The organism is Morganella sp. BCCO 40_0007 (assembly GCF_032989665.1).
Taxonomy (GTDB): domain Bacteria; phylum Pseudomonadota; class Gammaproteobacteria; order Enterobacterales; family Enterobacteriaceae; genus Morganella; species Morganella sibonii.
In genome coordinates this window covers 150,410-174,094 of the sequence record NZ_JAVBIN010000004.1, presented here as the reverse complement: position 1 = coordinate 174,094, position 23,685 = coordinate 150,410, and the positions used below count along the sequence as shown (strand labels likewise).

19 protein-coding genes are annotated in these 23,685 nt (G+C 49.6%); 10 read left to right on the top strand and 9 right to left on the bottom strand.

The features are described from left to right. Positions 1 to 40 precede the first annotated feature (40 nt). The gene (locus tag R5268_RS06540; protein ID WP_046895064.1) at positions 41 to 619 is read left to right on the top strand and encodes a hypothetical protein; all 579 of its coding nucleotides are present in this window, start codon (positions 41 to 43) and stop codon (positions 617 to 619) included. Between the two features lie 39 nt (positions 620 to 658). Here the strand turns inward: R5268_RS06540 and R5268_RS06535 are convergent, their stop codons facing one another. From R5268_RS06535 to R5268_RS06495, 9 genes are all read right to left on the bottom strand, one after another. Continuing rightward, positions 659 to 1,714, bottom strand: a complete 1,056-nt coding sequence (locus R5268_RS06535) for a fimbrial protein (protein ID WP_218454869.1) — start codon at positions 1,712 to 1,714, stop codon at positions 659 to 661. Continuing rightward, a complete protein-coding gene (locus R5268_RS06530) occupies positions 1,714 to 4,221 on the bottom strand; it encodes a fimbria/pilus outer membrane usher protein (RefSeq protein WP_317418984.1) in 2,508 nt (835 codons plus the stop codon). The genes R5268_RS06535 and R5268_RS06530 overlap by 1 nt, the downstream gene beginning before the upstream one ends. A gap of 12 nt (positions 4,222 to 4,233) precedes the next feature. Then, positions 4,234 to 4,920 (bottom strand): molecular chaperone, encoded by a 687-nt coding sequence (locus R5268_RS06525; RefSeq protein WP_317418985.1) that lies wholly within the window; start codon positions 4,918 to 4,920, stop codon positions 4,234 to 4,236. A gap of 61 nt (positions 4,921 to 4,981) precedes the next feature. After that, positions 4,982 to 5,548: a fimbrial protein gene (locus R5268_RS06520; protein WP_317418986.1), complete on the bottom strand. Its 567-nt coding sequence runs from the start codon at positions 5,546 to 5,548 to the stop codon at positions 4,982 to 4,984. Between the two features lie 654 nt (positions 5,549 to 6,202). Next, positions 6,203 to 7,222 carry a D-cysteine desulfhydrase gene (locus R5268_RS06515; RefSeq protein WP_218454873.1) on the bottom strand — a complete coding sequence of 340 codons (1,020 nt, stop codon included), beginning with the start codon at positions 7,220 to 7,222 and terminating at the stop codon, positions 6,203 to 6,205. Positions 7,223 to 7,252: 30 nt separating this feature from the next. Continuing rightward, on the bottom strand, positions 7,253 to 8,698 hold the full coding sequence (locus tag R5268_RS06510; protein ID WP_107680145.1) for a Na+/H+ antiporter NhaC family protein: 1,446 nt from the start codon (positions 8,696 to 8,698) through the stop codon (positions 7,253 to 7,255). Between the two features lie 37 nt (positions 8,699 to 8,735). Further along, positions 8,736 to 9,881, bottom strand: a complete 1,146-nt coding sequence (locus tag R5268_RS06505; RefSeq protein WP_046895057.1) for a trans-sulfuration enzyme family protein — start codon at positions 9,879 to 9,881, stop codon at positions 8,736 to 8,738. Positions 9,882 to 10,176: 295 nt separating this feature from the next. After that, positions 10,177 to 10,938 carry an FCD domain-containing protein gene (locus tag R5268_RS06500; RefSeq protein ID WP_317418987.1) on the bottom strand — a complete coding sequence of 254 codons (762 nt, stop codon included), beginning with the start codon at positions 10,936 to 10,938 and terminating at the stop codon, positions 10,177 to 10,179. Positions 10,939 to 11,079: 141 nt separating this feature from the next. Next, on the bottom strand, positions 11,080 to 12,060 hold the full coding sequence (locus R5268_RS06495) for a TRAP transporter substrate-binding protein (protein ID WP_046895055.1): 981 nt from the start codon (positions 12,058 to 12,060) through the stop codon (positions 11,080 to 11,082). Between the two features lie 258 nt (positions 12,061 to 12,318). On the opposite strand from R5268_RS06495, the gene R5268_RS06490 reads away from it, so the two are divergent. The 9 genes from R5268_RS06490 to atoC all read left to right on the top strand — a co-directional run bounded on the left by R5268_RS06490 (position 12,319) and on the right by atoC (position 23,635). After that, on the top strand, positions 12,319 to 12,822 hold the full coding sequence (locus tag R5268_RS06490) for a TRAP transporter small permease (protein ID WP_317418988.1): 504 nt from the start codon (positions 12,319 to 12,321) through the stop codon (positions 12,820 to 12,822). Positions 12,823 to 12,843: 21 nt separating this feature from the next. Beyond that, a complete protein-coding gene (locus tag R5268_RS06485; RefSeq protein ID WP_107680147.1) occupies positions 12,844 to 14,154 on the top strand; it encodes a TRAP transporter large permease in 1,311 nt (436 codons plus the stop codon). A 321-nt stretch (positions 14,155 to 14,475) separates the two neighbouring features. Further along, entirely contained in the window at positions 14,476 to 15,660 is a 1,185-nt protein-coding gene (gene uxuA / locus R5268_RS06480) for a mannonate dehydratase (RefSeq protein ID WP_317418989.1), read from the top strand. Positions 15,661 to 15,727: 67 nt separating this feature from the next. Next, positions 15,728 to 17,194, top strand: coding sequence for a fructuronate reductase (locus R5268_RS06475; protein ID WP_317418990.1), 1,467 nt, complete (start codon positions 15,728 to 15,730; stop codon positions 17,192 to 17,194). A gap of 13 nt (positions 17,195 to 17,207) precedes the next feature. Further along, positions 17,208 to 18,629, top strand: a complete 1,422-nt coding sequence (gene uxaC / locus R5268_RS06470) for a glucuronate isomerase (RefSeq protein WP_218454875.1) — start codon at positions 17,208 to 17,210, stop codon at positions 18,627 to 18,629. Then, positions 18,629 to 19,591: a sugar kinase gene (locus tag R5268_RS06465; RefSeq protein ID WP_317418991.1), complete on the top strand. Its 963-nt coding sequence runs from the start codon at positions 18,629 to 18,631 to the stop codon at positions 19,589 to 19,591. The genes uxaC and R5268_RS06465 overlap by 1 nt, the downstream gene beginning before the upstream one ends. A gap of 20 nt (positions 19,592 to 19,611) precedes the next feature. Next, positions 19,612 to 20,247, top strand: a complete 636-nt coding sequence (locus R5268_RS06460; protein ID WP_218454877.1) for a bifunctional 4-hydroxy-2-oxoglutarate aldolase/2-dehydro-3-deoxy-phosphogluconate aldolase — start codon at positions 19,612 to 19,614, stop codon at positions 20,245 to 20,247. 195 nt (positions 20,248 to 20,442) lie between these two features. After that, positions 20,443 to 22,263 carry a two-component system sensor histidine kinase AtoS gene (gene atoS, locus R5268_RS06455; protein WP_218455563.1) on the top strand — a complete coding sequence of 607 codons (1,821 nt, stop codon included), beginning with the start codon at positions 20,443 to 20,445 and terminating at the stop codon, positions 22,261 to 22,263. Continuing rightward, a complete protein-coding gene (gene atoC / locus R5268_RS06450) occupies positions 22,250 to 23,635 on the top strand; it encodes an acetoacetate metabolism transcriptional regulator AtoC (RefSeq protein ID WP_046895047.1) in 1,386 nt (461 codons plus the stop codon). Before atoS ends, atoC begins: the two co-directional genes overlap by 14 nt. Positions 23,636 to 23,685: the final 50 nt, after the last annotated feature.

Genomic DNA, 23,685 nt, shown 5'->3' with positions numbered 1-23,685 from the left:
TACTGCAACCCGCTTGTTTATGTTACTTAAAAGTTAATTTATGCGTCTGTTTTCTTCTGTTTTACTGATTGTGCTGATTGCTCTGGCACCGGCGGTTTTAGCCGGCGGGCCGGGGGCGGAGTACAATGTGAAAATTACGGTGATGGGCATATTACTGCTGCTGGCGAATGTGTATCTCTGTCGTTATACAGCAGGAAAAATCGTGGTTGGTTTGCTGACGATTTTGTGGGGGCTGAATTTATCTGCCTCGGCTTTTTTCCGCCGTGAGGCGGGGGCCGAATATCTGACAAACTTACCTGATCTGCTTCATCAGGGATACTCCCTGTCCGCCGGTGAATTCCTGACTGAAAACAGTGGTATTGTGCTGTTTTTTATTGTGGTTTCCGGGGCCTATTTCGCGGTAGTTCATCTGCTGAGCAGCGCATTGCCGCGCCGTGCAATCCGTAATGCCGGTATCTCTCTGTTATTACTGTCGTTTATTCTTCCGGTTGAATATTACGCGATGGAAAAAGATAAAACCCCGGGACTGACGGTGTATGACCATTACCTGCTGGGAACACCGCTCTACAATCTTGCCGCCGTGCCGATGGCATGGCGGGGTTGCACCGGTATCAGCTGAATACCGGCCGCCGCCCGGATAATCCGGACGGCGCTGATATCAGTCAAACTGTAAAATAAACTGGGTGTTTGCTTCCAGTTTGCCGGGGCTGACCGAATCACTATAGCGGTAATATTCGGCAACCAGCGGAACACGTGTTTTTCCATCCTGTAATTCCGCAATTTTAACAAATTCATGGTTAACCAGTACGGCATCATCATTCATCGGTGATGTGACAACAAAACCAACACCGGACGCATTATTATTGCCGTCGTTATCAGGAACAATAACAGACTCTTTTCCGTTATAACTTTCGGTTTTAGCCGCCATTAATTTCATCCGGGCAGACAGCCCGCCATTACATGAAATAAGTAAATTATCTTCAGCTTTATAATTACCGTCCGGAAGTCCTTTTGATGAAAACGCGTTCAGCGGCGCCCGGGGTAAATTAAATTCCAGATTAGCGTTGTCCAGCGAACATGATGCCGGTGCACTTTCAATTTTACCTTTTAATCTGTAGCTATAGCCTACCGCGGTTGTGCCGCCGCCGGGGTTGTAGGCCTGAATTAAAACAGTACCGATATATGCCCCGCCGGTTAAAGAAAGCGTATCAGGGTTATCTTTTGCGGCATAAATAATGACCGTTAAATCAAGCGGCAGCAGCGGGCCTTCCGGTACCGGCACATTACTTCCCGGCTGATTCTGAAAATGCATACCGGTCCGGTTATCGACCAGTACATAAACAAAGTTCCGATCGCCGCCCGGATAAATATGATATGCAGGATAGCCGTCAATATCGCCGTAATACTTGGCGACAATACCGCTGCCTTCACTGTAGCTGGTATAGCCGTGAATACCGGCATCCGGCCCGCAGTTCGCCACGCCGCCGATACCGCCTTCACGGACAAATGTGAAGCGGCCGACTTCCTGGTTCTGTTTTATATTGCCGGTAAGACGCAGATTAATGGTTGAGGTCATGGTGGAATGGTTCTGATTTCCGCCTCTGAGACAGTCCTGTAACGCATAAGCGTGGCCCGCTGTACCTAATCCGCCCGCGGCAATTAACAGAGATAAAATCAGATGTTTGGTTCTTTTTATCAGGTGACAGTATTTCATCAAATCTCCCGCTGACAGTTCAGTTCTGTAATATATATTCCGTTCTTGGGTAACGTGCCGGTAATGTCATATCTGACAACACATTGCTGTATATTTCCGTCCTGCTTCCACGTTACGCGGATATCACCTTTTTCTTTATCCGCAATAAAATAGAGCGTATTAAAATTAGACACTAAATATTCAGCATCACCGGGCATTGTCGCTTTGGCACCTAACGGAATTTCTTTATTATCCGGGGTTTTTAGTGTGATCAGCAGCTTATAGCCTTTTTTCACATTGAAATCTGCCAGAATCAGCGCACCTTTTGTCGGAACAATATCGTTAATAATATTGTTTTCTATCCCGGTATCGTCCGGGATTGTCTGTGTATCAATCACAATATTGTTTTTACGGTACGGCGTCATACCGGAAACAACCGCAAGGCCCGAATTATTGGTCTGAGCAGACTGGCCGTTAATGATACCGATACCGGCAGTATCTTTGGTCAGAATCAGTGCATTGGTATTCTGTAACGCAGGGGCGGCGAGTACGCCATATTGCGTTGCCAGTAACGAACCATTCATACCATAGCTGAGGTTTTTATTATTTTTACTGTATGAGTAACCGGCATTAACCGTCGCATATTGTGAGCGGTAGGCGCTGCTCAGGCCGCCGGAATTACCTGTGCCTTTGTTACCCTGACTCTGATAAATATCCCAGCTGCCCTGCTGGTTTTTACCGTAATTTCCGCTGAGTCCGGCCGTCTGTAATGTCTGATGATCACCATCGGAGGAAATATTATAATTTGCCCATATGGCGTTATCTTTGATATTAAGCGGAACGCTGAGATTCATACTCACATTATACGTATTGCTCTTGCCGTTCTCCGTTCTTGCACCCTGATAATAGTTGTAATAAATACCATAGTTCATTTTATTAAATGAGCTGTTAAACCCGGTATTATAGGATTTTTGTTTCTTTCCGGACGTATACTCATAAATAACGGCAGACAGATTGAGAGATGAGTTACCGGAAAAAACAGGCTGATTCAGCGATAAGGTATACTCATTTTTAAGTTTGCTGCGATCATTCCGGTTTTCATCATATGACATCGCATCTTCAAAACGATAAAACTTAGTATCAAAGTGACGGTAACCGACCAGAGAGACGCTGGTATTTGTTGCTTCTATTCTTTTTGCGTAGTTAACGCGGAATGCATTACCGGCAGAGGTTTTATCATTATTAAGTGTTGCTTTTGCATGCAGGACATCCGCGGTGATGGCACCAAAGGCGCCAAAATTGAATGCAGCACCGATACCGCCGGACTGATAACCCCCGGCCACAAATGCGCCGCCAAATACCGTGACAAAGTCAGTCAGACCATAAAATATTTCAGCCTGATTAATTTTTTTTCCGTTACCCTTGTTGTTGCTGTCGTAGGTTCCGCCGGAAATGCTGTATCGAACATTTCCTTTCTTTTCCAGAGTGGAAATCGAGGAGAAAGGGACGATGAAATTTTTCTCGCTGCCGTCAGTTTCTTTCACATTAACATAAAGATTTCCGCCATTATTCATCGGGTAATATTCAGTCAGATTAAACGGCCCGGCCGGGACGCTTTGTCTCAGGATAATTTCGCCATTCTGGACAACCGTCACGACAGCTTCGGAATTGGCGATTCCGGAGATAGACGGAACATAGTTTGTTTTGCTGACCGGGTCCATTGATCTGTCTGTGGTCAGACGGACACCACGAAATTTAACAGAATCAAATAACTGTGATGATGAATATAAATTACCGGCGGTAAACTCACTTTTCAGGGAATTTATGTTTCTTGATAAGGTATTACTGATGTTTTTCCATTTGTTTTTATTGTTATCATCGTTCATCCAGGTGGAGTAATTCTGATAACGCCAGGCACCTAAATTGATTCTGGTCTGAATATTTCCGTAATAGCTGTCTTTTGAGTCACCATTGTGCTGACGATTCACGGCTGAAAATAAATAGTTAACAAACAGAGCAGGAATGCCGTTATCCCAGGTTTCCTGCGCTAATGCTTCCAGCTTATCTTTATTGATATATGACTGTGGTGTCGTCAGTGCATAGACCTTTGTATTAAGGTCGAGATAGCCATGCGTATATTCAATGTCATTGATATTAAGGCAGCTATCGGTATCATCATTATCTGATAACGGGAAATCCAGTCCTGCATTTTTCCATTCTTCCCGTGATAAGCAGGGGATGAGTTTTTCATCTCCGGCTTTATTTTTTTTCAGAACAAAATCAATTTCTTTTACAGCAACCTTGTTATTGTTAATGATCAGGGTAACTTTGTATTTTCCCGGTGCGTTATCATTGTCTTTAAAAACATCAATATCTTCATTGGTCAGTTGTGAGTCAGTGCCGGGAATATTAAATAAACTGGCCGGATAATAATCATCTGCCATAGCAGAGAGAGATGTCCCTGCCAGAAGGAGAGACATCACAGATAATGACATAAATTTATTTTTATTATGATATTTATTCATCATTATTATCACGTGTTATTTAGCGGAGTAATTTAATTCAACGGCTTTGCCGTAATCATTGATGTATGTCATTTTTATATTTGCAGGTAATTTAATTGCCTGCGAAACAGTTAGTGTTTCTGTCGATTTCGGTAACAGATATCCGGAAGGTAATTTTACTTCCTGATTATTTACGGTTATCTTTGAAATGTTCACATAATAGGGTGCAGGATTATTAACCGTAAGGCGATTACCGGACACAGACCACGCTAACTTGTCCGTGCCGGTTTCGGTGTCCCGGTTGTTATCCAGAACAGACGGACGATAAATAATCTTTATTCTGTTCGTCATCGAATAGCGCAGGACGTTTTCCCTGCCTTCTTCACCAGGTGCCACAAACTTAACATTCAGCCAGTAAAGTGACTCTCTGTCAGCGGGTAATGAGGCCACTTTTGTGACCTGTAATGTGTTCTTTTTTTCAGCCCGTAATTTGACGAGTGGTGGTGTTGCAACAAAGTCAGAGCTTACATTTCCGGCTTTATCTTCAACCCAGGATTGCAGCAGATAGTTTCTGCCTTTGTCCGTATTAAATGCAACAACTCCCTCATTGTTATTTTTTTCATGATAAATAACGCGGGTTGTTTCTAAACCAAAGCCGGCATAGCTTTTTGATACCAAAAGCAGTAATGTGCAGGCAGCGATAATATTTGTTTTAGTGAACATAATTAAGCCTTATTTATTTTTATATGAGGGCGCGCAGAATATTTCATCTGCGCATAAATAATTAATTATATGAAAGCGTGTAATTCAGCGTTGCATCAGCCTGGCCTGCTTCAACGTTATCAGCGGTGCTGTAATATTTTGCGACGTAATCAACATGCCATTCGGCACTGGAGGAAACTTCATATTCTTTGGTAACAGAACCATTAATGATAATATCCGTATTCATATCATTGCGGTCATAGAGAACAATACCGATATTTTTAGCGGTATTTGGTGATGCCGGGTTATCCAGTTCCAGAATAGCGTTAAGGCCATCTTTTGGCTTTCCGTGAAGCTGTAATGTCACTTTGCCTTTTTCCGGACAATCCAGTAATGAAATACTTAAAGAACCATGTCCGTCTTCGCCGCCAACTTCATCACCGGCTTTAGTAAAGGCACTTGTCGGATAACGACCCATTAAAACATCGGCATTAGGGGAATTGGTGTCATTCAGGACAATCGAACACGTGGCGTTATAAATAAAACCTTTGAATGAAATTGTACCTGTTTGCTCTGCGGCTGAAGCGTTCATTACTGTACCTGCAAATAATACAGAAATTAACGTTTTACCAATTAAAGACTTTTTCATATTAAACCTTACTTAAATGAATGTTTGTTATTACGTAATATGAACTGAATAACGTGAAATCTTATTGTCTTACCTGAAACAATAATTAATAAAAGCAGAACATATCCGGATAATGATTGCTGTATTTCTCATTTTCCGGAGTTTGGTTTTATTTTTCTGCTGTTTATTATTTGTTTAGTTTATGGATATATGAGTTCTTCTCATCCACTCATGGATTGAGTATATCGGAATAATTTGTTCAGAATACCCACCGGGGTATCGTTATGTAATGTTGTGTTTCAAATTATTTTCCCGGAGCTATTTGTTCTAATTTTTTGATTTTTATACGTATTTTTGTTGTGTTTGTTTTTCCTGTTTTGCACTCTTTGATACATCACAAAAGAGTAATCAGAATAAATGATTAAATATCAATATATTAAAGAATAATAAATGAAAGGAAAACGTGAAGGGTATGCAGTATTTACTTACATCTGACAGGCGTATTTTTTGAAACTAAAATAGTGTGGTGATTCTTTGCAGGTTTAAATAATGATTTACATCAATGATTGATAAATAATATTTTATGAAAGCGGGGAGTATTATCAGTCAGACGGGAAATAACAGATACCGTAATACGATTTATTACCGGTATCTGTTTTGTACGCGGGGATTAATTTATATTGCAGCGCTCACTGCCGGATAGGCAAACAATCCTGCGGCACCGCCGGTGTGTACAAACAGCAGCGGCGAGGTATCCTGCGGATGCCGGCGAACCTGGTCAATCAGTCCGGCCATCGCTTTACCGGTGTAAACCGGGTCGAGCAAAATACCTTCGTGACGTGCCAGCAGCTCAATGGCTTCCAGCCCGCCGGCATTCGGCATACCGTATTCCGGTGCAAAATAACTGTCCCACAGGGCGACCGGTGCCGGGGTTTCAATACCAAACAGCGGCGCCAGCTCATTTTGCAGTTTCACGACTTTTGGTGCCTGGTCGGCATAAGTCCGCGATACTGTGACACCAATAACCGGCGTCTGCGGCATAACCAGCTGCAATCCGGCAGAAAGCCCGGCGTGTGTTCCTGCACTGCCGGAGGCCACCACCACAGCACCGAATTCCGTACCTTCCGGTGTCTGCTCTGCGATTTCCAGGGCGCACTGCACATAGCCGAGTGAACCGAGCATATTGGAGCCGCCGACCGGCACGATATACGCATCGCTGAGCTGCATATGGTTGATCAGCGCCTGCATCTGCGCATCAGGATCGGTCAGTGCATCACACATCACGCAGTGAGCACCGAATAAATCGGTCAGCAGTTTGTTGCCGTTATTCAGGAAATCCGCGTCCTGACTGCCGATAGGATTTTCCAGCAGTGCCACACATTTCAGACCGTACATCGCTGCGACAGCCGCTGTCTGGCGGACATGGTTAGACTGAACAGCACCGGCGGTGACAATAAACTGTGCGCCTTTTTCCAGGGCATCCGCCATCAGGAATTCCAGCTTTCTCAGTTTGTTGCCGCCCGCCGCCAGCGGTGTCAGATCATCGCGTTTGATGTAAATCTCCCGTCCCAGAAGACGGGAGAGATTGTTCAGTTTATTCAGCGGTGTTACACCGCTGAGCAGATTAAGCCTGCCGAACTGCGCTAATGTCTGTTGCAGCCGGGTTGCCCCGGCGGTATTTACAGAAGAAGACATATCATTTCCTTATTGAATTCGCGGTCATACTCAGTAGGTGAATCCTAACCAGAGGTAGACGGCCAGCGCAAAACTCGCGGTTAATACCGCATACGGCATCTGGGTACGGATATGTTCAATATGGTCGCAGTCTGTCGCCATCGATGCAACAATCGCATCGCTGGAGATAGGGGATGTCATATCACCAAAGATAGACCCGGCGATAGCCGCACCAATCATATATTCCGGCGGCATACCAACGGACAGACCCAGCTGTACACCAATCGGGATCATGATGGCGAATGTTCCCCACGAGGTACCTGTCGCCAGCGACATCACGGCACTGATCAGGAAGATAAAGCCGACAGAGAATCCCGGCGCAATAACTCCGGATGTCACCTGGGCAATATAAGCACCGGTGTTGAGATCAGAAGAGACTGAGCCCATCAGGAAAGCGAGGATCATCACCGAGCTGATTTTGATCATACTGGCGTAGCCGATATAGAGCTCTTTAAAGAAGGTATCGACATTCATGACCCGGCGTACCAGGAACCAGACAAATGATACCATCGTACCGAACATCACACCCCAGTAAACAGACGTGGAGCCGCTGCCTTTACTGAATTCGCCGTCCCCGGTGATATACAGCGCCACCGGCACCATCAGAATGGTGGAGAGGATCGGGATAAAGAAGTTCAGTGAAGTATGGCAGTTCGGATGATTGATAATATCGTTATCATCTTCCGGTTCGTCATGGGTTTCTTCCGGTGTGCCGGTGATAACATCCGCAGAGCTGATAAGTGCCTGTGCACGCATTTCTGCTTTGCGCATCGGTCCCCAGGAGACATTACTGAAGATATAGAACAGGATGCTGGCGAGAGAGAACCAGGCCATGATGTTGTAAACCATGGAATGTGCCAGGATATCAAACGGTTCGCCGGTAATCAGTCCCTGAGAGATCTGCACACCGATAACGCCCATCATTGCCGCACCCCAGCCGTTGATCATGGCGGAAGAACAGACAGACACACAGGCGGTCTGGATGATGTAAGACATTTTCTCCGGCGGTACGCCGTATTTTTTCGCCAGCGCTTTGGTGGAGGCACCGGAAACCAGCTGGTTAATCGAGCTTTCGATAAAAATCAGGGAAGTGATAATCACCGCCAGCAGCTGTACACCTTTGCGGCCTTTGATGATCTGTGTTTTGTTGGTCAGCAGGCGGACCAGTGCCCGTACACCGCCGGTCACCACGACCAGCCGCATAATCCCGCCAATCATCAGCATAAAGATGATGGTTTTGGCGTTGCCTGAGGATTTGAAGACATCAATAATCCCTTCCAGGGTCGCGCGGACACCCAGTAAGAGGTTGTGATCATTAATAACAGTAAAGCCGACAAGTATCCCGATCAGCAGTGATAAAATCACCTGACGGGTACAGATGGCCAGAATAATTGTGACGACCGGGGTAATGACCGTCCAGATACCATAGTCCTGCATACGCTTTCTCTTTTATTATTGTGGTAATGATGCTGTGTCAGGCCAGAGCCTGCTGTAAATCAGCCAGTAAATCACCGATATCTTCGATGCCGACAGACAAACGCAGCGTGCTGTCAAAAACACCGATGGATTCGCGCTCTTCGCGGCTCATGGAGCCGTGGGACATGGTTGCTGAGTGATTCACCATGCTTTCCACACCGCCCAGCGATTCCGCGAGCACAAAATAGCGCAGTTTTTTCACAAAGGCTTCGGTTTCGGCCAGACCGCCTTTCAGCTGAATAGTGACCACAGCACCGCCGGTGCGCATCTGTTTTTTGCATAACTCATAGTGCGGATGATCTTTCAGACCGGGATAAAACACCTTTTCAATTTTTGCATGACCGGACAGGAATTCCGCCACGGCCTGCGCGTTGCTGCACTGTGCCGCCATCCGTAGTGCCAGGGTTTTCAGGCCGCGCAGGGCGAGGTAGGCATCAAACGGTGAGGCAATCGCGCCGGTGGTGGTTTTCAGGAAATTCAGTCTTTCCGCGAGGTCGTCACGGTTGGTGATCACCGCACCGCCGATTAAATCAGAGTGACCGCCGATATATTTGCTGGAGGAGACCATGATCAGATCCGCACCCATCGTCAGGGGTTTCTGGTTCCACGGTGTCGCAAAGGTGTTATCAATGCAGGTTACGATGTTGTGTTCTTTGGCCAGCCCGCAGACGGCCTCAATATCAACCAGTTCAAGTAACGGGTTGGTCGGGCTTTCTATCCAGATCATGCGGGTATTGTCTTTGATTTTGCTGCGTACAGCCGCTAAATCATTGAGATCAACATAATCAAATTCATGACCGCAGTTTTCTTTTGCCACGCGTTCAAACAGACGGAAAGTGCCGCCGTACACGCCTTTCATCGCAATAATATGAGAGCCCTGCGGGAAAATATTCAGCACTAGTGCCGCGGCGGCCACACCGGAAGCCGTTGCGGTGGCGTAAGTGCCTTCCTCAACATCGGCAAGCAGTGTTTCATAGGCGTGGCGGGTCGGGTTGCTGACCCGGGAATAGGCGTATTCACCGTGTTCGCTCAGACTGGTCTGCACAAACGTACTGGCGGTGGTGATCGCCGGGAAAATAGCATGGTTGACTTTATCCTGCTGCTGTCCGCCGTGGATCAGCACAGTGGCAATTTTCTTACTCATAGTTGGTGTCCTGTAAAATATGCGATGAATATTTAATGGTTATTGTAATGGCCGGATAGTGGCACAGGTAGTCAGAAAAAATTTTCTAAAAAAATTACGCAGCCGCAGACGGCAGAGAATAAATTTCTCTGTTATAAAATAATTGTTATATATCAGAGGATTGAATCATTTTTATGAATGAGAGGTGAATCACACTATGAATAATAAGGGTATTATTTTTATTTTACAGTCAAAAAAACCGGGCTGATTTTGCCCGGTTTCTGGTGTCTGAAAGTAAAAAATGTGTGTGGCGGGATCAGTTCCGGACCAGGTCAACAGGATAGGAATTGAACAGATAACCATCAAAATTCGGGTCATCGACATCGGACAGCTCCAGCAGGCGCTGTTTCACATTTTCCAGGTGCTGCCACATGGCTTCTTTGGCCGCTGCCGGATCTTTTTTAATCATCGCCGCGAGGATCGCCTGGTGATCGGTTATCCACTCTTTGCGGTAATCTTTATTGGTGATCCGCGTGTGCAGCTTCAGCCACATCGGGTTATTCTCCCGCCATGCCCAGGATTGCTTCAGCAATTCCACCAGCATGCTGTTATGTGTCGCCTGCGCGATGGCCAGGTGAAATTCGCGGTCACCGGTTTCATCTTCCCCGGTTTTCAGTTCGTCGCGTTCCCGCTGGAGAGCGCTGCGCATATTCGCAATATCCACCGGCGTGGCCTGAGTGGCTGCAAATTCTGCAATATTGCTTTCCAGCAGCTGGCGGGCCTGTAACAGTTCAAACGGACCGGCGGCATTGAGCGAGCCGTTATCCGTATCGCTGTCTTTCTGGTGCGGCAGGTCAATAATGTAGATACCGGACCCTTTACGGACCTCGATCAGGTTTTCCAGTTCCAGCATAATCAGTGCCTCACGTACCACGGTACGGGACACACTGAGCATCTCAGCAATTTCGCGCTCAGGAGGAAGCTTGTCACCCGCGGCATAGTGCATGTTGGTGATCATCTGACGCAATGCGTGACCGACTTCCTGATAAGGACGTTTTGATTCGATAAATTGAGTCATCTGCGGTGCCATAAATAAAATGAAATCGGAGTCAGTTTACCAGATATTGGTCAACCAAAAATGATTTTGATGACTATAATATAAAATAAACCACCCGATATTGATAATACAGGGTGGTTTATATGAGAGGTGCAGCGAAGATTATTTCACATCGCGGATGCGATCTGCCATTTTGGATAATTCAGGGTTGGACTTGGCAATATCGTCATACATCGGTTTTACCGCATCCTGGAATGTCACTTTATCGACAGTGATAAATTCAACACCCTGCTTCTCAACTTTCGCACGTTCTTCTTTCTCTGAAGCTTCCCAGAGTTTCGCCATTGTCTGCGCGGAATCTTTGGCAGCCTGCTTCACAATCGCCTGCTGTTCCGGCGTCAGCTTATCCAGTGATTTGGTCGACATCACCAGCACGTCCGGCACCATTGTGTGCTCATCCAGAGAGAAGAATTTGGTGACTTCGCTGTGACGGCTAAGTGTATAGGACGGGATATTGTTCTCTGCCGCATCCACCACACCCTGCTGTAATGCGGTATAGAGTTCACCGTAAGCCAGCGGGGTCGGGTTACCGCCGAGTGCTTTTACCATCGCGATAGCGGTCGGGCTCGGCTGTACGCGGATTTTCAGACCTTTCAGATCGTCCGGGGTACGGATAGGTTTCTTGGCATAGAAGCTGCGGGCGCCCGCATCATAGTAAGTCAGACCGACAAATCCGCTGTCTTTGCTGGAGTCGAGGATTTCCTGTCCGATATCACCGTAAATAATTTTTTCGTAGTGTGGTTTGTCACGGAACAGGTAAGGCAGGTTAAAGACGGAGTAGGCCGGTGAGAACGCTTCCAGTTCAGCGGCATTGGATTTGACGATATCCAGCGCACCGTTCTGCATCAATTCCATGGATTCACGCTGGTTGCCCAATTGCGCGTCCGGGTAGATACGGATGCGGACATCACCGTTTGTTTTTGTTTTTACGTCATCCGCGAACTGTGTCATGGCTTTGTGAACAGCATGATCACGGTTCTGGTTATGGCTGAGTTTCAGCGTGGTGGCGGCAAAAGCCTGGGTAGCGCTGAGAGCAAATACCGCGCCGATAACAGTGCTGAGGATACGTTTGCTGTTTTTCACGTTAGGGTTCTCCGGAGGAAAATGAGCTTCTTATTATGTTGTCTCACCTTAATCACAAGTCACTAAGTGGTCAAAAGGTAAACCTCTATTGGTTGACCACTATCACAAAATAACCCCAATCTCTGGTTAACCAAATCATAATGTGATCGCCGTCACTCACTGTTTTCAGCGGGATAGACTATGCTCGAACAGCAAAATTTGTATTTGGTATGACAGTTGCCAAATTGGTTAACCAAAATAAGAACAAGGACAAGGCCAATGAAAAACCTTGTAGCGCTGATTAATAAAGGGCTTGCTGTTTTTACTATCTGTTTATCAGCATTCCTGGTGTTCTGTGTGACATGGCAGGTGTTATCCCGCTATATCCTCAGCTCCCCGAGTACGATTACAGATGAACTCGCCCGTTACCTTTTTATGTGGGTCGCCATGATTGGCGCGGCTTACACCACAGGACAACACCGGCACCTCGCGATTGACCTTCTCGTTATGAAACTGTCAGGTGCGAAAAAACAGTTTGTCAGCTTCATTATCCAGATTGCCATTATTGCCTTTGCAGGCATTGTGCTGGTGTACGGCGGCAGCACGCTGGTCGCTTCCACACTGGAAAGCGGCCAGATCACCCCGGCACTGGGCTGGCAGATGGGCTACATCTATCTCTGTTTACCAATCAGCGGCTTACTGATGATTATGTATGCACTGGTTGATATCTTTTCACTCTTTCAGCCGGGTTCAGCCAATACTGAACTGACTGACAGCCATTAATGGTGCGATGAGAGGTTAATTATGGATTGGTATGTGATTGCCGCGCTCTTCGGCACCTTTGCGTTTCTTCTGGTTCTCAGTGTTCCGGTTTCTTTCGCTATCGGCCTGTCATCGTTAGTGGCGATTGCCATGACGCTGCCGCTCGATTCCGCGATTACCGTTGTCGCCCAGCGTATGGCGGCAGGGGTGGATAACTTCTCGCTGCTGGCGATCCCGTTCTTTATTCTCGCCGGTAACATTATGAACCAGGGCGGTATTGCTGCCCGGCTGATTAATGTGGCAAAAGTGATTGGCGGTCGTCTGCCGGGCTCGCTGCTGCACGTTAATATTATGGCTAACATGCTGTTCGGCGCTATCTCCGGTTCTGCGGTGGCTTCCGCAGCGGCGGTCGGCGGCACCATGTCACCGATGCAGAAAAAAGAGGGTTATGATCCGGAACTGTCTGCGGCGGTAAATATTGCGTCCTGCCCGTCAGGTCTGCTTATCCCGCCGAGCAACACCCTGATTGTTTACTCACTGGTTTCCGGCGGCACATCAATTGCCGCACTGTTCCTGGCCGGGTATATTCCGGGCATTCTGATGGGACTGTCTCTGATGATTGTTTCCGGGATTATCGCGAAAAAACGCGGTTATCCGGTCGCTCCGCGCCCGACGTGGGGGATGTTCTTCTCAACGGTCTGGAAAGCGGTGCCGTCACTGATGCTGATTGTGGTGATTATGGGCGGGATTATCGCCGGTATCTTTACCGCAACAGAAGCCTCCGCGATTGCCGTCATCTACAGCTTTGTGCTGGCGGTACTTGTTTACCGTGAAGTCAGCTTCAGCCGTCTGCCGAAAATTATTCTGGAATCGGCAGTGACCACTTCTATCGTGCTGCTCCTGATCGGTGCATCCATGGGGATGTCATGGGCGATGGCGAACGCGGATCTGCCGTATCTGATTGCGGACGGTCTGATGGCGATTTCCGATAACGCGCTGACTATCCTGCTGGTCATTAACATCATTCTGCTGATTGTCGGCATCTTTATGGATATGACACCGGCGGTACTGATTTTCACCCCGATTTTCCTGCCGGTGGCCATGGATATGGGGATTGACCCGGTACACTTCGGGATCATTATGACATTCAACCTGGCTATCGGTATCTGTACGCCGCCGGTCGGCAGCGCACTGTTTGTCGGGTGCTCTGTGGGTGGTGTCAGTATTGATAAAGTCCTGAAACCACTGGTGCCGATGTATATCGCGCTGATTGCGGCACTGGCGGTGGTGACCTATTTCCCTCAGCTCAGCCTGTGGCTGCCTGAGTTGGTTCTGAACTATACACCATCATAATTATTGGTGTTGTCACTCATCTGTCCTGCCGGGTGAGTGACATCTTTGGTTTACCAGTTTTAATAAAAGAAAGTGATAAAAACACACGTACCCTTGATGTAATTTTATTTACAGTTAAAACAATAAATTAATTATAAAACAAAATGTGATATTGGTTGACCAATGTTGTTTTCAGGCTTGACGTCTCTCTGTGTTGATAGGAAGATGACAATGCTGTACTCGTGACAGCAAGGTTTGACAGCAATACTCGCCACACCGGGGATTTAATTGGTCAACCAAATAAACAGTGATGATATTCGCGGAGCATAAACGAGGTTTAGTATGAAACAAACTTGGCGTTGGTACGGACCGGCAGATCCGGTTACTTTATCTGATATTCGTCAGGCGGGCGCTACCGGTATCGTAACGGCGCTGCACCATATCCCGAACGGAGAAGTCTGGACCACAGACGAAATTCAGAAGCGCAAGGCGCTGATTGAATCCAATCATCTGGAATGGACCGTGGTTGAAAGTGTGCCTATCCACGAAGATATCAAAACACAAACCGGTGAGTATGAAAAATGGATTGCCAACTATCAGCAATCCCTGCGCAACCTCGCCGCCTGCGGGATTTATACTGTCTGTTACAACTTTATGCCGGTTCTCGACTGGACCCGTACTGACCTGGAATATGAGCTGCCGGACGGCTCAAAAGCATTGCGTTTTGATCAGATTGAATTTGCGGTGTTCGAGATTTATCTCTTACAGCGCGAAGGGGCTGAGCAGGACTATACCGCAGAAGAACTGGCACAGGCCAAAACCCGCTTTGAAACCATGCGGGATGACGAAAAACAAAAACTGATAAACAATATTATTGCCGGTCTTCCGGGTGCGGAAGAAGGCTATACACTTGAACAATTCCGCCAGCACCTGAAACGTTACGCCGGTATCGGTAAAGCGAAATTACGTGAGCACTTTGCGTATTTCCTGAATAAAATTATTCCGGTTGCTGAAGAGTGCGGCCTGAAAATGGCAGTGCATCCTGATGATCCTCCGCGTCCTATTCTCGGCCTGCCGCGTATCGTTTCCACGATTGAAGATATGCAGTGGATGGCAGATACCGTCAACAGTGATGCCAACGGTTACACCATGTGCACCGGCTCTTACGGCGTGCGCGCTGACAACGACCTGGTCAATATGATTAAGACCTTTGGTCCGCGGATTTACTTCCTGCATCTGCGTTCAACGATGCGTGAAGAGAACCCGAATACCTTCCATGAAGCGGCACATCTGGCCGGTGATGTGGATATGTATAATGTCATCAGTGCGGTGGCTGCCGAAGAGAACCGCCGCCGTGAGAGCGGGGAAGCGTCCCTGATCCCGATGCGTCCGGATCACGGCCATCAGATGCTGGATGATCTGAAGAAGAAAACCAATCCGGGCTATTCCGCGATCGGCCGTCTGAAAGGGCTGGCTGAAATCCGTGGTCTGGAAATGGGTATTCACCGCGCATTCTATACAAAATAATATCTCATACCTTTGTACCTGCCGGGCTGCGGGATCTCTTCCGCAGCCTGCTCCCCGGGAGCCTGTAATGGAAAAGAATCTTGTCACTGCGGACATCACCGCAACGCGTCCTGACTGGACGACTGATCGTCTCACCACCCGTATTGTTCACCTCGGCTGCGGCGCTTTTCACCGCGCACATCAGGCGCTGTACACCCATCACGTATTAGAAAAAACAGACAGCGACTGGGGTTACTGTGAAGTTAACCTGATGTCGGCACAGGATGCGGCACTGATTGAAGGGCTGAAAGCCCAGTCCATGCTGTATACCGTGGCGGAGAAAGGGGCGGATAAAACAGAGCTGAAAATTATCGGCTCGATGAAAGAAGCGATGCACCCGCTGATCGACGGTATTGATGCGGTGATTGAGAAAATGGCGTCCCCGGATGTCAGTATTGTTTCCCTGACCGTGACTGAAAAAGGCTACTGCACCGATCCGGCGACCGGGCAGCTCGACCCGGAAAATGCGCTGATTAAACAAGATCTGGCGACACCGGAGACACCACGTTCGGCTATCGGTTACATCACGGCGGCACTGAAACGCCGTCACGAACGCGGTTTACCGCCGTTTACGGTGCTCTCCTGTGATAACGTCCGTGAGAATGGTCATGTTGCCCGCGAAGCGGTGCTCGGCCTGGCGCGGTTGCAGGACCCGGCGCTGGCAGCGTGGATTGAATCGTCTGTCACTTTCCCGTGCACCATGGTTGACCGCATTGTGCCGGCGGCCACCCCGGAAACACTGACTGAAATCGCACAACTGCTGGGAACGGAAGATCACTGCGCTATCGCCTGTGAGCCGTTCCGCCAGTGGGTGATTGAAGATAATTTTGTGAACGGCCGCCCTGAGTGGGATTGCGCCGGTGCGCAGTTTGTTCAGGATGTGGTGCCGTTTGAATTAATGAAGCTGCGGATGCTCAACGGCAGCCACTCTTTCCTGGCGTATCTCGGCTATCTCGGCGGTTATGCCCATATTTCCGATACCATGACCAACCCGGATTACCGCAAAGCCGCCCGCGCACTGATGCTGGATGAGCAGGCGCCGACCCTTACCATGCCGGAAGATACCGACCTGGTTGCCTATGCGGATAACCTGATTGACCGCTTTACCAACCCGTCCCTGAAACACCAGACATGGCAGATTGCGATGGATGGCAGCCAGAAGCTTCCGCAGCGCCTGCTGGACCCGGTTGCGCAGCATATCGCGGACGGCAGTGACTATCGTCATCTGGCGCTGGGTGTGGCGGGCTGGATGCGTTATATCAGCGGTACCGATGAGCAGGGCAATAAAATTGATGTGCGTGACCCGCTGGCAGACACGTTTGCGGCAATCTACGCGAAACATGGCCTGTCTGTCGCGGTGGTGGATGAGCTGCTGGCGATTGAATCCATTTTCGGTAGCAACCTGCCGAAGCAGCAGGGCTTTGTTGATGCGGTGAAACGCGCGTATCAGCAGTTACTTGATGTCGGTGCCCGTCAGGCCGTTGCCGCACTGTAATCCCGGAGAGTTTATGAAACAGTTTCTTTGCGAAGACTTTTTACTGCACAGCGACATCGCCCGCCGTCTTTATCATGACTATGCGGCGGACATGCCAATCTATGACTATCACTGTCACCTGAATCCGCGTGAAATCGCGGAAAACCGCCGTTTTGATAACCTCGGGCAGATCTGGCTGGAGGGGGATCACTACAAATGGCGCGGCATGCGTTCGGCAGGAATTCCGGAATCGCTTATCACCGGACGTGACACCAGTGATTATGAGAAATATCAGGCATGGGCAAAAACGGTGCCGATGACACTTGGTAACCCGCTTTATCACTGGACGCATCTGGAACTGCGCCGCCCGTTCGGTATTACCGGCAAAGTGTTCGGGCCGGAAACAGCGCAGAGTATCTGGGATGAGGCCAATGAAAAACTGGCACAGCCGGAATTCTCCGCACGCGGCATTATGCAGCAGATGAATGTGCATATGGTCGGCACCACCGATGACCCGGCGGATTCACTGGAATATCACCGGCAGATTGCACAGGATGACAGCTTTGATATTGAAGTGCGTCCGAGCTGGCGCCCGGATCGCGCTTTTAAAATTGAACTGGACGGTTTCACGGATTATATCGCGAAGCTCGGACAGAGTGCCGATGTGGATATCCGCCGTTTCAGCGATCTGCTGACCGCGCTGGATCGCCGCCTGGTTCACTTTGCACAGCACGGTTGTGTTGCATCTGACCACGGTATTGAGATCCTGCGTTATGCACCGGTGCCGGATGAATCTGTCCTGGATACGATTCTGCAGAAACGCCTTGCCGGGGAAATCCCGGATGAAACCGCCACCGCGCAGTTCGCAACGGCAGTGCTGGTCTGGCTCGGTAAGCAGTATGCAAAACGTGGCTGGGTGATGCAGCTGCACATCGGTGCGCTGCGCAACAACAACACGCGCATGTTTAAGCTGCTCGGTGCCGACAGCGGTTTTGATTCCATCGGTGACGCGCCGGTGGCTTATCCGCTGTCACGTCTGCTTGATGAAATGGATAAAACCGATGAACTGCCGCGCACCATCCTTTACTGCCTGAACCCGCGTGATAACGAAGTGCTGGCAACCATGATCGGCAACTTCCAGGGCGGTGGTATTGCGGGCAAAATTCAGTTCGGTTCCGGCTGGTGGTTCAACGACCAGAAAGACGGCATGCAGCGTCAGCTGGAACAGTTATCACAATTGGGGCTGTTAAGTCAGTTTGTCGGCATGCTGACAGATTCACGCAGTTTCCTGTCCTATACTCGTCATGAATACTTCCGCCGCATTCTGTGCAATATGCTTGGTACGCTGGCGGTTAACGGTGAAATTCCGGCTGATGAAACCATGCTGGGGCAGATGGTGCGTGATATCTGTTTCAATAATGCACAGCGTTATTTTTCCGCAGCGAAAGGTGAATAATGACAGTAAAACGCATTGGTCTGATCGGCGAGTGCATGATTGAACTCAACGGTGCGCCGTTCGGAGAGATGGTTCAGCGTTACGGCGGTGATGCCCTGAACAGCGCGGTCTATCTGGCCCGCGCGGCGGGGGAGGCCGTTGAGGTGAATTTTATCTCAGCCATGGGAACTGACCCGCTCAGTAAAGGCATGATCAGCCGCTGGCAGGCGGAGGGGGTGAAAACCTCACATGTGCTGACTGATCCGCACCATCAGCCGGGGTTGTATCTTATTCAGCTGGATGAACAGGGTGAGCGCACGTTCCTCTACTGGCGTAATGATTCAGCGGCGCGTTATCTTGTCCGCCATCCGGATTATCCGGCGCTGCTGGCACAGATGGCGGAGATGGATGCCATCTACCTCAGCGGGATCAGTCTGGCCATTCTGCCGCCGGAAGATCGTCTGCGGCTGCTGGATGATCTGAAAACACTGTCACAGCAGGGCAAAACCATTCTGTTTGACAGCAACTACCGTCCGGCTCTGTGGGCGGATGAAAATGAAACCCGTGACTGTTATCAGGCGATGTATGCACTGACTGATATGGCGCTGGTCACTGATGATGATGAAGCGCGTCTGTGGGGTGACAGCGACCGTAATGCCACCTTTGCCCGTCTGGCAAAGGCCGGGGTGAAGCAGGCGATCATCAAAGCGGGGGCTCAGGGGTGTGACTACCGTGATCTGCGCACTGATGCGCCGGTCATCAATATTGCCACCACGCCGGTGGCACAGGTGGTTGATACCACCTCTGCCGGTGATGCCTTTAACGCCGGTTTCCTGGCTGGCTGGCTGACCGGTGCGGATATTGAACATGCTGCCCGGATGGGGCACCGGCTCGCGGGAGTGGTGATTCAGCACAAAGGGGCGATTATCCCGCAGGCGGCAACCCGCCCGGTCACCGATACTTTACTGAATAATACGTTTTAACGGGAAAAGAGGAGAACGAGATGTCCGAATTACAGGCAATGATTACCCGTTTCCGGCAGCTGAAAATTGTGCCGGTGATCGCCGTGGATAACGCGGAAGATATTATCCCGTTAGGCAATGCACTGGCGGACAACGGTCTGCCGGTGGCGGAAATCACTTTCCGTACAGCGTGTGCGGCGGAAGCGATCAAACTGCTGCGTGAAGCCCGCCCGGATATGCTGGTGGGCGCGGGAACCGTGATTAACCGCGAGCAGGTGCGTCAGGCGAAAGCCGCCGGGGCACAGTTTGTGGTCTCTCCCGGTCTGAACCCGAACACCGTTCAGGCGTGTCAGCAGATGGATATCCCGATTGTTCCCGGGATCAACAACCCGAGCGCGGTTGAGCAGGCACTGGAGCTGGGCATCGATTTCGTAAAATTCTTCCCGGCAGAGCCGTCAGGCGGTATTCCGATGATCAAAGCCATGCTGGCGCCGTATCACCAGTTACAGGTGATGCCGACCGGCGGAATCGGGCTGAATAATATCCGCGACTATCTGGCGATCCCGCAGATTGTGGCCTGCGGCGGCTCGTGGATGGTACCGGCTTCGCTTATCAAAGCAAAAGACTGGGCAGCCATCGGTAAACTGGTGCGTGAAGCCAGTGAGTTTGTGAAGTAAGCATTTTTATTGTTCCGGCAGCGGAGCTTTTCTCTGCTGCCGTCCTGTCTGCTTTCTCCCGCCGGTAACTTTCTTAATCATCAATTATCCTGTTGTTTTTACAGAGATTCCGGAACTATGACCGTTCGCAAAGATATTTTTTAATCAGTTGTATATGCTGGTAAATCATACAGTTTTTCAGACGGGCCTTCTGTGTTGCATAAATATTATCCCTTCAGTCTGCGTGACAAACTCATATTAATGGCCATTCTGCTGGTCACCGTGCCGACACTTATCATCGGTTATTTTGTGGAAACAGAGGGGCGTTCTGCTCTGTTGCAGGAGAAGCGCAACAAACTCTATTCCGTTGCCGGTCTGCTGGAACAGGCGCTGAATGATGAATATAACCTTGCCGCATCCCTGCCACGTGACCAGCGCCTGGCGCTGATCAGCGAAAAACTGTATCCGGCGGCGGAAATTATCACCTCCACCTTCCCGGGGGTCGGCGCCGGTTACTATCACCGTGAGCTTGACGGTATTGTGACCTATTCACCACGAGCCCGTTACGGCAATAAAACCGGCACCCGCATCAGTGAAGATCACCCCGGCCGTCATGTGATGGCAACGGGAGAGCCGGAAGTCGGCTGGGGAACCCAGGTACGCGGCAATATTATGAACGCCATGATTCCGGTCAGGCGTAACGGCGGGGTGATCGGTTATATCTGGGCGAATGAACTGACAGATGATATTGACCGTCAGGCGTTGGCGATGGATGTCAAAATTATCGCAGTCATTGCGTTCGGGATACTGTTCAGCCTGCTGATTATTATCATCTTTTCACGTCATTTCAGCCGTGATATCGGTGCGATTAAAAGCGGCCTCAGTGATCTCTCACATGACCTCAATACTCATCTGCCGATGATGAAAGGGGAAATGGGGGAGATTAGCGACAGCGTTAACGCGCTGGCACAGACACTGCGGGAGATGAAAACCCTCAACGAACTGATCATTGAAAGCGCGGCGGATGGCGTGATCGCGGTGGATATCAACGGCTGCGTTACCATGATTAACCCGGCGGCAGAAGAGATAACCGGCTATCTGGAGCGGGATCTGCACGGCAAATATTACGGTGATGTTTTTGAGGGGCGCAGCTTTTCCAGCCCGGTGCTGGACACCCTGACGCGTGGTATTGAGCATGTCAGCCTGGAAATTGAATATCCTGCCCGTGACCGCACCATTCAGATAAATGTCAGCACCAGCCGCATCCGTAATGCGGGCGGGGAACTTATCGGTGCACTGGTGATATTTAAAGATCTCACCGCTCAGAAAGAGGTTCAGCGCCGTATGCAGCAGGCTGAAAAACTCGCTACCCTCGGCGAGCTGATGGCTGGTGTCGCCCATGAGGTGCGCAACCCGCTGACGGCGATCAGTGGTTTCGTGCAGATCCTCAAAGAACTGGAACATCACCCGGATAAACTGGAATACATCAGTATTATTCTCAAGGAAGTGGATTCTATTGACCGGATCATCCGGCAGTTGCTTGATTTTTCCCGGCCTCAGACCGGCACATTCCGCCCGATCAGTGTCAACCGGCTGATTGAAGAGGCGCTGGTGCTGATCAAAACCAAAGGGATGGAAGCACGGGTCACATTTACCTGGGAGCCGGATGACACACTGCCGCTGATTGAGGCCAACAGCGAACTGCTGCGCCAGGTGCTGCTCAATATTATGATAAACGCGGTACAGTCGATTCCGGCCAGAGGCAATATCTTTATCTCCACCTGCTGTATGGAAGAGCAGCGGGTCATGGTGGTGATCCGCGACGACGGCACCGGGATTCCGGCGGCGCTGCAAAAGAAAATTTTTGACCCGTTCTTTACCACCAAAGCCTCGGGAACCGGGTTGGGACTGGCGATCAGTCAGCGGATCATCGCCGGTCACGGTGGTGATATTTTCCTTGAAAGTCAGGAACATCATGGAACGACGTTCACCATAACGTTGCCGATAACGCAGGGTAAAAAAAATGATTACACATAAATCGTACCGGCTTCTGATCGTTGATGATGAAAAGAATCTCAGCCGGATGTTACAGACCGCCTTTTCTATTGATGGTCATGAAACCCGGGTGGCGGAAGATGGCGAGGCGGCGCTGATAAGCTTTGTGCAGGATAAACCTGATGTGGTGCTGATGGATATCCGTATGCCGAAACTGGACGGCATTGAGGCTCTCAAACGGATGCGGGAACTGAACCCGGAAGTGCCGGTAATTCTGATGACCGCCTATGCAGCCGTGGAAACCGCAGTGGACGCACTGCGTCTCGGCGCGTTTGATTATGTCATCAAGCCTTTTGATCTGACAGAGCTGAAGCTGCTTATCTCCCGTGCATTGCAGTTGCAGGAGATGAAACAGGAAATCAATCTGCTGCACCGCGAACTGAGCGACAGCTACCAGTGGGGACGGGTGCTGACCCGTAACCCGAAAATGATGGAAATCTGCCGCGATATCGCCAAAGTCTCGCGCAGCCAGGCGACGGTACTTATCACCGGGGAAAGCGGTACCGGGAAAGAAGTGGTGGCGCGGGCTATCCATTACAACAGCGAAAGGGCCAACGGCCCCTTTATTAAAGTGAACTGCGGGGCGCTGCCCGGCTCGCTGCTGGAAAGTGAGCTGTTCGGCCATGAAAAGGGCGCCTTTACCGGGGCGCAGGTACAGCGTCAGGGATTATTTGAACGTGCCAGCGGCGGAACATTGCTGCTCGATGAGGTCGGTGAGATGCCGGCGGATTTACAGGTGAAACTGCTGCGGGTGGTGCAGGAGAAAGAATTTGAGCGCGTCGGCGGCAGTAAAACCATCCGTGTGGATATCCGCATTATTGCCGCGACCAACCGCGATATGCATGAACGGGTGCGGGAAGGCCATTTCCGCCAGGATCTGTTTTACCGCCTCAATGTAATTCACCTGAATCTGCCGCCGCTGCGTGAGCGGCCGGAGGATGTGGGACTGCTGGCCGCCCATTTTCTGCAGAAATTCAGTCAGGAAAATAACCGCGATATTGTCGAGCTGGCGCCGGAAACGCTGGCATTACTGATGAACTACCAGTGGCCGGGCAATGTGCGGGAAATTTCCAACGTAATTGAACGGGCAGTGATTATGAGCACCGGGTATGTGATTTTCCCGGAAGATCTGCCGGAGCAGTTGCTGGCACAGGTCCGCAGCCAGCCGGTGGCTCTGATTCCGGTTACGCAGGAACCGGGGCTGAACCTGAAAGAGAATATTAAGGCCTACGAAAAAGAGCTGATTATTTCCGCTCTGGGGGAGTTCCAGAATAACAAAACCCATACGGCCTCCGCGCTGGGGATCAGCCGCCGGGCATTAATGTATAAATTACAGGAATACGATATTGAATAATTTATAGTGATAATAATAGAACATACATTTTAAAAAATATCATTTTAAAT